The organism is Microbacterium sp. Y547 (assembly GCF_057669785.1).
The window spans coordinates 98,876-112,586 of record NZ_JBYHFN010000004.1 but is presented as its reverse complement, the minus strand read 5'-3'; the positions used below and the strand labels follow the sequence as shown (position 1 = coordinate 112,586).

The window sequence follows — 13,711 nt, the reverse complement described above, 5'->3', positions numbered from 1 at the left end:
TCAGCAGGGCGCGTCAGAGCCGCGCGGTCGAATCGCGGACGATGAGCTCGTACGGAAGCCGGGCGGGGTCGTGCGCACGCCCCGGCGCTTCGAGCTCGTCGAGGAGCACCTCGGCGGCCCGCTCGCCCTGGCCGCGAGGAAACTGGTCGACCGTCGTCAGTCGGAAGAACTCGCTGTGCTCGTGACCGTCGATGCCGATGACCGACAGATCCTCGGGCACGCGGCAGCCGAGTGCGCGGGCAGCCATGAGCGCGCCGATGGCCATTTCGTCCGACGCGGCGAAGATCGCCGTCGGGCGCACACCGGGGCGTTCGAGCAGCTGGCGGGCCGCCGCGTAGCCCCCTTCGATCGTGAAGTCGGCGGGTTCGTAGAGTGCGGCGCGGGCCGGGATGCCGGCATCCGAAAGCGCCTGCTCGAACCCGAGGCGGCGACGCGTCGGGATGTGGAAGTCGATGTCGAACTCGGGGCTCGCGCCGATGTGGGCGATGTCGCGGTGACCGAGGCCGAGCAGGTGCTCGGTCGCGAGTCGCGCGACCGAGACGTCGTCGACAGTGAGAGTCGTCAAGCGCGGGTTCGGTCCGCCGATCGCGATGACGGGAAGGCCCAGCTCGGAGAGGCGGTCGGTTTCGGCCTGGTCGAGGTCGAGGCCGATCGCGATGACGCCGTCGACGCGCTGCCGGCGCAGGAACGTCTCGAACACCTGGTGGCGCTCGCCGTGGTCGGCCGTGAGGCTGTAGAGCGTGATGTCGTAGCCGCGACGCATGAGAGCCGATGCGATGCCGCTCAGCACCGTCGAGAAGAACCAGCGATCCAGGAACGGCACGAGCACGCCGATGTTGCGCGTGCGGCCCGAGGCGAGGCTCGATGCCGACGCCGAGACGACGTAGCCGAGGCTCTTCGCCGCCGCTTCGACGCGGCTGCGCGTCGCCGCCGCCACGTGGCCGCGACCGCTCAGGGCGCGCGACACGGTCGCCGTCGAGACACCCGCCGCGCGGGCGACTTCACCGATGCTGACCACGTTGTCGCTTCCTGCTGTGATGACTCAGTCGTTGATGAGCCAGACCGATGTGTCGGCGGGCAGGGCGCCGTTCGACACGTCTCCGCTCGCGACCACAACGTTTCCGGCCGGCAGCGGGATCGGATGTGCGCCGACGTTGGCGATGACCGTGATGTCCCCGTTGCGGAACGCGATGACGTCGTCATCGAAACCGTCGAGCCACTGGAGCGAGCCCGCCCCGAGGCCGTGCGCGGCGCGCACCGCCAGCAGTTCGCGATACAGCGACAGAGTCGACTCCGGGTCCGAGGCCTGCACGTCGCGGGCGAGCGATGCCCACTCGGCGGGCTGCGGGAGCCACGATGCGCCCGTGTCGCTGAAGCCGTACGACGGGCCGTCCGCGGTCCACGGGATCGGCACGCGGCATCCATCGCGGCCGTAGCGTTCGCCGTTCGTGCGGAACCAGGTCGGGTCCTGGCGTGCGTCATCGGGGATGTCGATGACCTCGGGCAGTCCGAGCTCTTCACCCTGGTAGATGTAAGCCGAGCCGGGCAGAGCCAGCATGAGGGTCGTAGCAGCGCGCGCGCGGCGCAGCCCCACGTCGGCGAGCGGCTTGCCGGGGGACTTCGGGCCGATGCCGTGACCCTGCGGGTTCTCGGCGGTCAGCGCGAGACGCGACGCGTGGCGCACGACGTCGTGGTTGGACAGCACCCAGGTGCTCGGGGCGCCGACGGCGCCGTAGGCCTCGATCGAGCGGGTGATGACGGCGCGCAGCGCCGGTGCATCCCATCCCGTCTCAAGATAGGAGAAGTTGAACGCCTGGTCCATTTCGTCCGGCCGCACCCACAGAGCGGTCTTCTCGGGCGTCGAGAGCCATGCTTCAGCACACAGCGCTCGGTCGCCCGCGTACTCCGCGACCAGCTCATGCCAGTCGCGGTATATGTCGTGGACGCCCTCCTGGCCCCAGTACGGCACGTCGTCGGCTTCGCCGCCCATCGAGCCCCCCGCAGGGTCGGGCGTGTAGTCCGGCAGACCCTCGGCCTTGACGAGTCCGTGCGCGACATCGACGCGGAAGCCGTCGACACCACGGTCGAGCCAGAAGCGCAGGATGCGCCGGAATTCGGCGCGCACCTCTTCGTTGGACCAGTCGAAGTCGGGCTGCGACGAGTCGAACAGGTGCAGGTACCACTGGCCGGGGCTGCCGTCGGACTCGGTGATGCGCGTCCAGGCGGGGCCGCCGAAGACGGACTCCCAGTTGTTGGGGGGCAGTTCGCCGCTCTCGCCGGTGCCGTCGCGGAAGATGTAGCGCGCGCGCTCGGGGCTGCCGGGCGCGGACGCGAGGGCCTCCTGGAACCAGACGTGCTGGTCCGAGGAGTGGTTGGGCACGAGGTCGACGATGAGGCGGATGCCGCGCGCATGACTGGCCTCGAGCATCGCGTCGAAGTCGGAGAGCGTGCCGAAGAGCGGGTCGATGTCGCAGTAGTCCGAGACGTCGTAACCGGCGTCCTTCTGTGGGGAGCGCTGGAACGGGCTCAGCCAGATGGCGTCGATGCCGAGGGCCGCGAGGTCATCGAGCCGTGCCGTCACGCCGGGAAGGTCGCCGATGCCGTCGCCGGAGCTGTCCGAGAACGAACGCGGGTAGATCTGGTAGATCACCGCGGTGCGCCACCACTCGTCTCCGGCGGGGGATTCGATAGGCTCGGAGAGATCTTTCGACGTCATCGGACCAGGATAGTGCAAGCGCTTACATATCCGCCGATCCGGGTATCGTAGGCGGGTGACTGCAGCCCTCGCCCGTGCCGAATCGCTCATCCGCACGATCCCGGATTACCCCGAACCGGGCGTGATCTTCCGGGACATCACGCCACTTCTGGCCGATGCCGCGGCGCTGCGCACCGTCATCGACGCGATGATCGAACCCTTCGAGGGCCAGTTCGACATCGTCGCGGGTGTTGAAGCGCGCGGGTTCCTGCTCGCCGGCGCGGTCGCCACGGTCGCCGAAGTGGGCCTCGTGCCGATCCGCAAAGCGGGCAAGCTTCCCCGGCCCGCGGCGTCGGTCTCGTATTCGCTCGAGTACGGCACGGCCACGATCGAGGCGCACGACGACATCGCGCCCGGAACACGCGTGCTGCTGGTCGACGATGTGCTGGCGACGGGCGGCACGCTGCAGGCCGCGCACCAGCTCGTGCCGGCGCTGGGCGGGATCGTCGTCGCGACGAGCGTGCTGATGGAGCTCACCGCTCTCGGCGGGCGCCCGCTCGTGCCCGACACACACGCCGTCTTCACGGCCTGACGTCAGGTGCGGATCACGACGTTCAACGGCTCGTCGCCGGTCCGCACCCGATCGATCTGAGCGCGCAGCAGCGCCGTCATGCGTGGCTGCATCGCGTCGGAGTGACCGCCGACGTGCGGCACGATGAGGGCTCCTGGCAGCGACCACAGCGGGTGGTCGGCAGGCAGTGGCTCGGGGTCGGTCACATCGAGCGCAGCACGCAGGCGTCCGGACTCGACTTCGGCGACGAGCGCATCCGTGTCGATGAGCGATCCGCGCCCCACGTTGACGACGAGCGCGCCATCGGGCAGCGCGGCGAGGAAAGCCGCGTCGACCATGCGGCGGGTCGCGTCTCCTCCCGGCAGGGTGAGGATCACGACCTCGGCCTCGGGCAGCAGCGCGGCAAGCTCGTCGACGCCGTGCACGGCAACGCCGTTCTCGTCGCGGGCGCGAGAGGCGACGACGGTCACCACGGTCTCGAAGGGCGCGAGCCGAGCAGCGACGGCTTTGCCCACGCCGCCGTAGCCGAGCAGCAGCACGCGCCGATCGGCCAGGCTGCGCGTCTTCTCGGGCGCCCAGCGGTGCGCGTCCTGCGCACGCACGAACTGCGGCAGGCTGCGCTGAGCCGCGAGCGTCAGGGCGAGGGCGAGTTCGGCTGTCGACGTCTCGTGCACGGATGCGGCGTTGGCGAAGACGACACCGGGCGGAAGCAGACGGGCGAACCCGTCGTATCCGATCGACTCGCCCTGCACGAGTCCCACCGAGACGCGCTGCAGGCGGCCCAGCACTCGGGTCGTCGCCATGTAGGGCGGCATGACGATGTCGAAGTGGGCGCGCGGGGCGGGCTCTTCCATGGACCAGACGACGATCTCGACATCGTCGGGAAGGTCGCTGAGATCGTCGGCGAACTCCTGCGTGGGAACACTGATGACGAGGGGGCGGGTCACCGCTCCACGATATCGAGATGCCGGATGCCGCGGGCCAGGCGGCTGTGCCTCAGACGACTGCGCCCACGACGGCGGCGATCGCCGACGTGAAGAACGGCAGGCCGTCGACGCCCGAGCGCATCGCGGCGGGGGTGTTCGGGCCGAAGCCCTCTTCGACGGCGTGCTCCGGGTGCGGCATGAGGCCGACGACATTGCCGCGCTCGTTCGTGATGCCGGCGATGTCGCGCAGCGACCCGTTGGGGTTGACGCCGACGTAGCGGAAGGCGACGAGGCCTTCGCCTTCGAGACGGTCGAGCTCGGACTCCGAGGCGATGTAGCCGCCGTCGGCGTTCTTGAGCGGGATCGTGATCTCCTGGCCCGCCGTGAAGTCGCTCGTCCACGCCGTGTCGGCGTTCTCGACCCGCAGGCGCTGGTCGCGGCGGATGAACTGCTGGTGGGCGTTGCGGATCAGGCCGCCGGGCAGCAGGTGAGCTTCGACGAGCATCTGGAATCCATTGCAGATGCCGAGGATCGGCATGCCTTTCGCCGCGGCATCCGACACTTCGGTCATGATCGGCGCGTGAGCCGCGAGCGCGCCGGCGCGCAGATAGTCGCCGTAGCTGAAGCCTCCCGGCAGAACGAGCGCATCGACGCCGTCGAGGTCGTGCGAGCCGTGCCACAGGGCGACGGGTTCGCCGCCCGCGACGCGGATCGCGCGCTGCGCGTCGCGGTCGTCGAGCGAGCCGGGGAAGGTGATGACCCCGACGCGGGCGGTCATTCCACGACCTCGATGCCGACGACGTCTTCGATGACGGAGTTCGAGAGGATCTCGTCGGCGATGCGTCGGGCCGTGGCGAGCGTCGCGTCGTCGACCTCGCCCTCGACGGTGAGCTCGAAGCGCTTGCCGATGCGGACGCCGGTGATGGCGTCGACGCCGAGTCGGCTCAGCGCACCCGATACCGCCTTCCCCTGGGGGTCCAGCAGCTCGGCCTTGGGCATGACGTCGACGACGATGGTGGGCATGACGGGGCTCCGATGTCGCGGGGCGGGGGACCCTCACAGTCTACGGGGGCGCGCCCTACCCACCCGGCGTCCCCGCCGCAAGCTTCCGTCGCCGGACCCAGAACCGGGCTCTTGCGTTCGTGGGAGCGCTCCCGTAGTGTGGGCGCCACTTCGTGGGAACGCTCCCATGAACGACCGGCCGCCGGACTATGGCCGATCCCGCACGTAGCATCAACCGACCTGACAAACACAAAGGAGTGACAGTGAACACTCGTGCCATCCGCAGGGGCGCCGTGGCCGTGGCCGCCCTCTCAGCGACCGCCATGGTCCTCGCCGGCTGTTCCGGCGGGGGCGATTCGTCCGATTCCGGGGCCGACGGCGACGTGACCCTCACGCTCGCGACCTTCAACGACATGGGCTACACCGACGAACTCCTGGCCGAGTTCACCGAAGAGACCGGCATCAAGGTCGTGCACAACAAGGCGGCGACCTCGAACGATGCCCGCGCGAACTTCTTCCAGAAGCTCGGCAAGTCCGGCCTCGGCGACGTCGAAGCGGTCGAGATCGACTGGTTCCCCGAGATGATGCAGTACTCCGACCTCGTCGCCCCCGTGCCCGACGATCTGAAGGGCCGCTGGCTCGACTGGAAGGAGGCCGCCGCGACCGACGCCGACGGCAACCTCGTCGCGTACGGGACCGACGTCGGGCCGCAGGCCGTGTGCTACCGAGGCGACCTGTTCGAAGCGGCCGGACTGCCCAGCGACCGCGAAGCCGTCGCCGAGCTCTTCCCGACATGGGATGCCTTCTTCGAGGTCGGCGCCGACTACGTCGCCAAGACCGGCACGCCGTTCATCGATTCGGCCAACTCGGTCCTGCAGGGCCTCGTCAACCAGCTCGAGTTCGCCTACGAAGAGCCCGACGGCGCCATCATCGCCGCCGAGAACCCCGAGATCCGCGCCGCGTACGACACCGTCGTCGACAAGGCGATCCCGATCGCGGCGTTCCCTGCCCAGTGGGGCGACGACTGGTACGCGGCCATGGCCGGCGGCGAGTTCGCCGCCATGCTCTGCCCGCCGTGGATGCACGGCATCATCGCCGGTGAAGCGCCCGAGGTCGCGGGATGGGACATCGCGAACGCCTTCCCGGACGGCGGCGGCAACTGGGGCGGCTCGTACCTCGTCGTTCCCGCCAACGGCGCCAACGTCGAGGCCGCCCAGCAGCTCGCCGACTGGCTGACCGCTCCCGAGACGCAGCTCAAGGCGTTCGTCAACGCGGGCACCTTCCCGAGCCAGCTCGAGGCGCAGTCCAGCACCGACCTCACCGGCTACGTCAACGAGTACTTCAACGACGCCCCGACGGGTGAGATCGGCATCGATCGCGCCAACGCGATCGAGGTGTCGACCTTCAAGGGCCCGAAGTACTTCCAGTACCACGACGCCCTTCAGAACGCGATCACGCGCGTCTTCGACGGTCTCGAAGACAAAGAGAAGTCCTGGAACAACTGGCTGACCGAGATCTCGGCCTTCTGACACGGTCGCTGACCGATTGACCGGCGGGGGCGGATGCCACCACGCGGCGTCCGCCCCCGCTCCTCACCCTCTCGACGACGACGACGAAGGACGACTGTGACCGCGACGGGCACCATCAGACCGAGGGCCGAGGCCCCCACTGCAGGCAAGGCACCCCGAGTGATCTCGTTCTCCCACCGGCTGAGCCGCTGGGACGTGAAGATCTCGCCCTACCTGTACATCTCACCGTTCTTCATCATGTTCGCCGTCGTCGGGCTGTTCCCGATCGCGTACACCGCCGTCATCTCGTTCATGGACTGGGATCTCGTGCGCAATTCGGGTGAGTTCGTCGGGTTCGACCAGTACATCTGGATCCTCACGCAGCCGCACTTCTGGACGGCGATGCGCAACACGTTCAGCATCTTCCTGCTGTCCTCGATCCCGCAGTTGATCCTCGCGGTCTTCATCGCCGCCGTGCTCGACCGGAACATCCGCGCGAAGACGTTCTGGCGGATGAGCGTGCTCGTGCCGTTCGTCGTCGCCCCCGTCGCCGTCGGGCTCATCTTCAACGCGATCTTCGCCGACCAGTCGGGGCTTGTGAACTCGTGGCTCGGCGCGATCGGCATCTCGGCGATCCCCTGGCACGTCGAGCCGTTCTGGAGTCACGTCGCGATCGCGACGATGGTGAATTACCGCTGGACCGGCTACAACGCCCTGATCCTGCTCGCCGCGATGCAGGCCGTGAACCGGGACTACTACGAGGCGGCCACCGTCGACGGCGCCGGCCCGATCCGTCAGTTCGTCAACATCACCCTGCCCTCGCTCAAGCCGACCCTCATCTTCGTCATCATCACCTCGACGATCGGCGGGTTGCAGATCTTCGACGAGCCGCGCGTGTTCGACCAGTTCGGCCGTGGCGGCGCGGGGCAGCAGTGGCTCACAGTCACCCTGTACCTCTACGACATCGGCTGGGGGCAGTGGAACTTCGGCCGCGCGGCGGCGATGGCGTGGATCCTGTTCGTCGTCATCCTGCTCATCGGCCTCGTGAACCTGCTCGTCACACGCACGCTGCTGCGCGATGAAGGGCTGCGCTCCGAACTCACCAAACGTCAGCTGCGCGAGCGTGCGCGAGAAGCGAAGAAGAATGTGGGAGCCCGGCCATGAGCACACTCGGAACACCCACGCCGCTGGCCGTCGTGGAAGAGAACATCCCCAACGCCGGCCGCCGCCGCCGGGGCGCCCGAACCACGCGCATCCGCGGTACCCGACCGGGATTCTGGGCGTACGCGACACTCGCGGTCGTCTTCCTCTCGGCGATCTTCCCCCTCTACTGGTCGTTCATCATCGGATCGGGTGATGCCACGACGCTGCGTCGACCGTTCCCGTGGATCCCCGGTGGCAACTTCATCGACAACGCGGTCTCGGTCCTGAACAACCCCGCCGTGAACTTCTGGGGAGCGCTGTGGAACTCGATCTACAGCTCGTTCCTCATCGCCTCCGCCGTCGTGATCACCTCGACTCTCGCCGGATGGGCGTTCGCGAAGCTGCGGTTCCACGGCGGTGCGGGTCTGCTCGTCTTCGTCGTGGCGACCATGGCCGTGCCACAGCAGCTCGGCGTCGTGCCGCTGTACATCCTGTTCGCCGAGCTCGGATGGACGGGCCAGATCGGGGCCATCATCATCCCGGCCCTGACAAGCGCGTTCGGTGTGTTCTGGATGACGCAGTATCTGCGCCAGGCCGTGCCGAACGAGCTCATCGAGGCCGCGCGCGTCGACGGAGCGACGATGTTCCGCACGTTCCTCACGGTGGGTCTGCCCGCTGCGCGCCCGGCCGCCGCGATGCTCTTCCTCTTCACGTTCGTCGGCGCGTGGAACAACTTCTTCTGGCCGTTCATCGTGCTCGATCGCCAGAACCCGACCCTGCCGGTGGCGCTGTCGCTCCTGCAGTCCAACTACTTCGTCGACTACTCCGTCGTCCTCGCCGGTGTCGTCCTCGCCACCATTCCGCTCCTGCTGCTGTTCATCTTCGCGGGCAAGCAGCTCGTGAGCGGCATCATGGCCGGCGCCGTGAAGGGATAGCCCACCGTGACCACCGCAGACAGATTGGACCTCGTTCGCATGACCGCGTCCGCGCCTCGCTCGTTCCCGACGGACTTCCTCTTCGGAGCGGCAACCGCTGCCTACCAGATCGAGGGCGCCGCCTTCGAAGACGGCCGCCAGGCCTCGATCTGGGACACCTTCAGCCGCGTGCCCGGTGCCGTCGTCGACGCCGACAACGGCGATGTCGCGTGCGATCACTACCACCGGTACGCCGACGACGTCGCGCTCATGCAGCGCATGGGCCTGCAGACGTACCGGTTCTCGACCTCGTGGGCGCGGGTCGCCCCCGACGGCTCGACCCCGAACCCGACGGGCCTCGACTTCTATTCGCGCCTCGTCGACGAGCTGCTCGGCGCCGGCATCCTGCCGTGGCTGACGCTCTACCACTGGGACCTTCCGCAAGCGCTGCAGGACCGCGGAGGCTGGGCCTCACGCGACACGAGCGAGCGGTTCGTCGACTACGCGCTCGCGGTGCACGACGCCCTCGGGGACCGGGTCGGCGTGTGGACGACCCTCAACGAGCCGTGGTGCTCGTCGTTCCTGTCGTACACGGCGGGCGCCCACGCCCCCGGGCACCGCAGCGTCGAAGAAGGACTGCTCGCATCCCACCACCTGCTGCTCGGGCACGGGCTGGCCCTTCGCGAGCTGCGGGCCCGTGACGCGTCGCTCGACCTCGGCCTCACGCTCAACCTGACGGTGGCCGATGCCGCCGACCCGACCGACGCCCGTGACGTCGACGCCGCCCGACGCATCGACGGACAGTTCAACCGGTGGTTCCTCGACCCCATCTTCCGCGGGGCGTACCCCGCCGATGTCGTCGAGGACATCCGGGCCGTCGACGCAGACGCCGTCGCCGCCTTCGAAGCGGCCGTCCTGCCGGGCGACCTCGAGGCGATCTCGACGCCCATCGACACGCTCGGCGTGAACTACTACCACGGCGAACTGGTGAGCGGCACGCCGGACGGCGAACCGCTGCCGTCGAGCAACCCCGCGATCGCCCGCGAGACCGGCTCGCCCTTCCCCTCGCACGACGGGATCCACTGGCGTGAGCGGGGCCTGCCCCGCACGGCGCAGAACTGGGAAGTGCAGCCCGAAGGGCTCACGCGCCTACTCACCCGGGTATGGGATGAATACGCGAAGGATGCCGGCACGGTGTTGTACGTCACCGAGAACGGTGCGGCCTACGACGACGAGCCCGAGCGCGAGGGAGACAGCCTGCGCATCGCCGACGTCGAACGCACGGAGTTCGTGCGCTCCCACCTCGCGGCGGTCCTCGATGCCGTGGATGCCGGTGCGGACGTGCGGGGCTTCTTCTACTGGTCGCTGCTCGATAACTTCGAGTGGGCGTGGGGATACGACAAGCGGTTCGGCATCGTGCACGTCGATTACGACACGCAGGAGCGCACGATCAAGGACAGCGGCCGCGAGTACATGCGGATCATCGCGGCGCGGGCTCTGAACGCGGCGCCCGCGGGCGCGGCATCCTGATCATCGAGGAGAATCAACGGATGAGCACGGATGCGATGCGCGGCTCGGTAACGATCGAAGAGGTAGCCGCGACGGCGGGGGTCTCACGGTCGACCGTGTCGCGCGTCGTGAACGGTTCGACGGCGGTCAGTCCGGAAGCGCTGGATGCCGTCACCCGGGCGATCGCCGAGCTCAACTACGTGCCCAACCGGGCCGCGCGCTCGCTCGCGAGCCGGCAGACGCACGCCATCGCCCTCATCGTGCCCGAAGACACGACGCGCTTCTTCGGCGACCCGTTCTTCGCCGCGATCGTGTCGGGGATCAACGCGCGGCTGAGTCGCTCTGACTTCGTGCTGAACCTCTTCATCGCGAGCGATGACCCCGGCGACAAGACGACCAGCTACGTGCGCAGCGGCGCCGTCGACGGCGTGATCATCGTGTCGCACCACACGAGCGACACGTTCATCGACAGGATCGCTTCGGCCGTGCCCGTCGTCTACGGCGGCCGCCCCTCGCGGGAGCGCGACCGGGACTACTACGTCGACGTCGACAACATGTCGGGGGCCCGGGTGGCGACGGAGCACCTCATCGACGCCGGGCGGCGGCGAATCGCGACGATCACGGGGCCGCGTACGATGCCGGCCGGGATCGACCGGATCGAGGGGTTCCTTGCGGCGCTCGCCGCCCACGGCCTCGAGCCGGTCGCCGTCGAAGACGGAAACTTCACCGCTGACGGCGGGGCAGCCGCGATGCGGCGCATCCTGGCGACGGGTGAGACGCCCGACGCCGTGTTCATCGCGAGCGACCTCATGGCCCGGGGCGCGCTGACCGTGCTCAGCCCCGCCGGACTGCGCGTGCCCGACGACATCGCGATCGTCGGCTTCGATGACTCGCCCGTGGCGACGTCGGTCGTGCCGCAGCTCACGACGATGCGGCAGCCGTCGTTCGCGCAGGGGGAGCGGATGGCGGGCATCCTGATCGACCTGCTGGCGGGACGTCAGCCGCCGCACGTCACGATCCTCGAGACCGACCTCATCATCCGCGACTCGGTCTGACCCCGCGCGGGCAGCTCAGGCGGCAGCGGTCCTCGCGTGCAGTGCGTTGTTCCACGGGTCGTCGAAACTCAGTGTGCGGCCGTCGTGGCGCGTCGCCACGCCCGCCGACGCGAGCCTGTCGCCGAGCTCGCCCAGGGCGTCGCCGTGGGGAAGCAGCAGATCGACGCGTCCGAGGCCGAGTGCCGGCATCCGGGGTCCTGCGCCGCGTGAGTTCCAGACGTTCATCGCCATGTGGTGGTGATAGCCGCCGGCGCTGACGAAGAGGGCCTGGTTGCCGAGCTCGGTGGTGACGTCGAACCCGAGGGCGTCGACGTAGAAGGATCGGGCGGTCTCGATGTCGCCCACCGAGAGATGCACGTGGCCGATCGTCGCCGCCTGCGCGACCGTCGAGCCGAGGGTGGCTTGCTCGGTGAGGTGCTGCTCGAGGAAGGCGTTCGGGTCGAGGTGGAGTGTCGCCATCTCGACGCGGCCGTGCACCCACGACCATTCGGTGCGGTCGCGATCCCAGTACAGCTCGATGCCGTTGCCTTCGGGGTCGGTCATATAGAACGCCTGGCTGACGAGGTGGTCGGCCGAGCCGGTGAACGTGCCCGGTGCGTGCCGGGCGACGCTGTACAGCGCGGCGGCGAGCGCCTCCTGCGTCTCGAAGAGGATCGCGGTGTGGAACAGCCCCGCCGATCCGGGCGACGCGTGGCGCAGCGCGGGGTCGCGGTGCAGCACGACGAGCGGCAGTCCGGCGCGACCGAGCGTCGCCGTCTCGCCCTCGGCTGACAGCAGCTCCAGCGTCACGACGTCGCGGTAGTACGCCGTCATGCCGTCGAGGTCACCCACGAAGAGGGTGACCGGGCCCATGGCCGTATCCGTCGCGAGTCGAGGTGTATTCATACGCATATCAACCCGCGTCACCCCGTGCTCATTCCCCCGCTCGAGAACCTGCCCCCAACGCCGCTGATCAGCGGACGGGGGCGTCAGCGGGGTCGCCGCCCAGCGGGCCGACCGCCGGGATCGGACCGCCGTCGTCGGCGCCGGTCTTGCGCCAGCGGGCGATCGCGTTGCCCAGGTGGTAGATCAGCAGGGCCGCAGCGGCACCGATCACGATCGCGCCGAGCTGGAAGTCGCCCCACTGCATCGTGAAGCCCGCGATCGCGATGACGAGCGCGACGGCACCGGTGTACTGGTTGACGGGGCGCGAGAAGTCGACGCGGTTGTCGACCCAGATCTTGATGCCGATGATGCCGATGAGGCCGTAGAGCGCGGTCGTCACGCCTCCGAGCACCCCGGGCGGGATCGAGTTGAACAGCGCTCCGACCTTGGGCGACATCGCGAGCAGGATCGCCACGACGCCGGCGACCCAGTAGGCAGCCGTCGAGTACACGCGCGTCGCGGCCATGACGCCGATGTTCTCGCCGTACGTCGTCGTGCCCGATCCGCCGAAGAAGCCCGCGACCGTCGTCGCCGCACCGTCGGCGATGAGCGCGCGACCCGTGTGCTTGTTGACGGCGGGGGTGGTCATCGTGGCGACACCACGCACGTGTCCGACGTTCTCGGCGATCAGCACGAGCACGACCGGCAGGAACATCGCGATGGCGCTCCAGGTGCCCGGCGAGGTGAAGTCGGCGATGTGGAACTCCGGCAGGCCGATCCACGCGGCGTCGTCGAGCGCCGAGAAGTCGATCTCACCGAAGATGAGGGCCGCGACGTAGCCGACGATGACACCGAGGAAGATCGAGATCCGGCCGAGGAACCCGCGGAACAGGACGCTGAACAGGATGACCGCGACCAGCGTGATGGTCGCCGTGCCCGGCTGCAGCTGGAAGTTCGACCACGCGACGGGTGCCAGGTTGAACCCGATGAGTGCGACGATCGCGCCCGCGACGACGGGCGGCATAAAGCGGTCGATCCAGCCGAGACCGGCGAACTGCACGATGAAGCCGACGGCCGCCAGCAGCACGCCGACGGCGACGATGCCCGCGAGCGCCGACCCCATGCCGGCTGTCGCGGTGGCCGCCGTGACCGGTGCGATGAAGGCGAACGACGAGCCCAGGTAGCTGGGCAGCTTGTTCTTCGTGATGATCAGGAACAGCAGCGTCCCGATGCCCGAGAACAGCAGCGTCGTCGGCACGGGGAAACCCGTCAGGACCGGCACGAGGAAGGTCGCGCCGAACATCGCGATGACGTGCTGCGCCCCGATCGCGATCGTCGCAGGCCAGTTCAGTCGCTCGTCGGGAGCGACGACCTTTCCGGGTTCGACGTTCCGGCCGTTGCCGTGCAGTTTCCACAGGGCCATGGGGCCGCTCCTTGTGCTCGATCGAACTTTGCTCGCCTTACCTTAGCGACCACGGCGCGGCGCGTTCGGCATCCCCGCACGAGTTCGAAAGGCTGGAGGGA

The 13,711-nt window shown here is 68.8% G+C and carries 13 protein-coding genes; 6 read left to right on the top strand and 7 right to left on the bottom strand.

Annotated features, from left to right (window positions below):
• Positions 1-13 precede the first annotated feature (13 nt).
• Entirely contained in the window at positions 14-1,018 is a 1,005-nt protein-coding gene (locus AC25Y0_RS07725) for a LacI family DNA-binding transcriptional regulator (RefSeq protein WP_488123724.1), read from the bottom strand.
• A gap of 24 nt (positions 1,019-1,042) precedes the next feature.
• Positions 1,043-2,716, bottom strand: coding sequence for a glycoside hydrolase family 13 protein (locus AC25Y0_RS07720; protein WP_488123725.1), 1,674 nt, complete (start codon positions 2,714-2,716; stop codon positions 1,043-1,045).
• Between the two features lie 55 nt (positions 2,717-2,771).
• Here AC25Y0_RS07720 and AC25Y0_RS07715 point away from each other — a divergent pair, with 55 nt between their 5' ends.
• Positions 2,772-3,287 (top strand): adenine phosphoribosyltransferase, encoded by a 516-nt coding sequence (locus tag AC25Y0_RS07715; RefSeq protein ID WP_488123726.1) that lies wholly within the window; start codon positions 2,772-2,774, stop codon positions 3,285-3,287.
• A 2-nt stretch (positions 3,288-3,289) separates the two neighbouring features.
• Here the strand turns inward: AC25Y0_RS07715 and AC25Y0_RS07710 are convergent, their stop codons facing one another.
• Genes AC25Y0_RS07710 through purS form a run of 3 tightly spaced genes read right to left on the bottom strand, consistent with a single transcriptional unit; the run spans position 3,290 to position 5,215 of the window.
• Entirely contained in the window at positions 3,290-4,213 is a 924-nt protein-coding gene (locus AC25Y0_RS07710) for a 2-hydroxyacid dehydrogenase (protein ID WP_488123727.1), read from the bottom strand.
• A 49-nt stretch (positions 4,214-4,262) separates the two neighbouring features.
• The gene (gene purQ, locus AC25Y0_RS07705; protein WP_488123728.1) at positions 4,263-4,970 is read right to left on the bottom strand and encodes a phosphoribosylformylglycinamidine synthase subunit PurQ; all 708 of its coding nucleotides are present in this window, start codon (positions 4,968-4,970) and stop codon (positions 4,263-4,265) included.
• Positions 4,967-5,215 (bottom strand): phosphoribosylformylglycinamidine synthase subunit PurS, encoded by a 249-nt coding sequence (gene purS / locus AC25Y0_RS07700; RefSeq protein ID WP_488123729.1) that lies wholly within the window; start codon positions 5,213-5,215, stop codon positions 4,967-4,969. Before purS ends, purQ begins: the two co-directional genes overlap by 4 nt.
• A 242-nt stretch (positions 5,216-5,457) precedes the next feature.
• Here purS and AC25Y0_RS07695 point away from each other — a divergent pair, with 242 nt between their 5' ends.
• From AC25Y0_RS07695 to AC25Y0_RS07675, 5 genes are read left to right on the top strand one after another with little or no spacing between them, the layout of a single operon-like run.
• Positions 5,458-6,723 (top strand): ABC transporter substrate-binding protein, encoded by a 1,266-nt coding sequence (locus tag AC25Y0_RS07695; protein WP_488123730.1) that lies wholly within the window; start codon positions 5,458-5,460, stop codon positions 6,721-6,723.
• Positions 6,724-6,756: 33 nt separating this feature from the next.
• Entirely contained in the window at positions 6,757-7,866 is a 1,110-nt protein-coding gene (locus tag AC25Y0_RS07690; RefSeq protein ID WP_488123731.1) for a carbohydrate ABC transporter permease, read from the top strand.
• On the top strand, positions 7,863-8,780 hold the full coding sequence (locus tag AC25Y0_RS07685; protein WP_488123732.1) for a carbohydrate ABC transporter permease: 918 nt from the start codon (positions 7,863-7,865) through the stop codon (positions 8,778-8,780). The genes AC25Y0_RS07690 and AC25Y0_RS07685 overlap by 4 nt, the downstream gene beginning before the upstream one ends.
• Positions 8,781-8,819: 39 nt before the next feature.
• Positions 8,820-10,289 carry a GH1 family beta-glucosidase gene (locus AC25Y0_RS07680; protein ID WP_488123816.1) on the top strand — a complete coding sequence of 490 codons (1,470 nt, stop codon included), beginning with the start codon at positions 8,820-8,822 and terminating at the stop codon, positions 10,287-10,289.
• A 20-nt stretch (positions 10,290-10,309) separates the two neighbouring features.
• Positions 10,310-11,323, top strand: a complete 1,014-nt coding sequence (locus tag AC25Y0_RS07675; protein WP_488123733.1) for a LacI family DNA-binding transcriptional regulator — start codon at positions 10,310-10,312, stop codon at positions 11,321-11,323.
• 15 nt (positions 11,324-11,338) lie between these two features.
• Here the strand turns inward: AC25Y0_RS07675 and AC25Y0_RS07670 are convergent, their stop codons facing one another.
• Together AC25Y0_RS07670 and AC25Y0_RS07665 are read right to left on the bottom strand one after the other, a co-directional pair.
• Positions 11,339-12,175, bottom strand: a complete 837-nt coding sequence (locus AC25Y0_RS07670) for a VOC family protein (RefSeq protein WP_488134473.1) — start codon at positions 12,173-12,175, stop codon at positions 11,339-11,341.
• 100 nt (positions 12,176-12,275) lie between these two features.
• Positions 12,276-13,610 (bottom strand): uracil-xanthine permease family protein, encoded by a 1,335-nt coding sequence (locus AC25Y0_RS07665; protein WP_488123735.1) that lies wholly within the window; start codon positions 13,608-13,610, stop codon positions 12,276-12,278.
• Between the last annotated feature and the right edge of the window lie 101 nt (positions 13,611-13,711).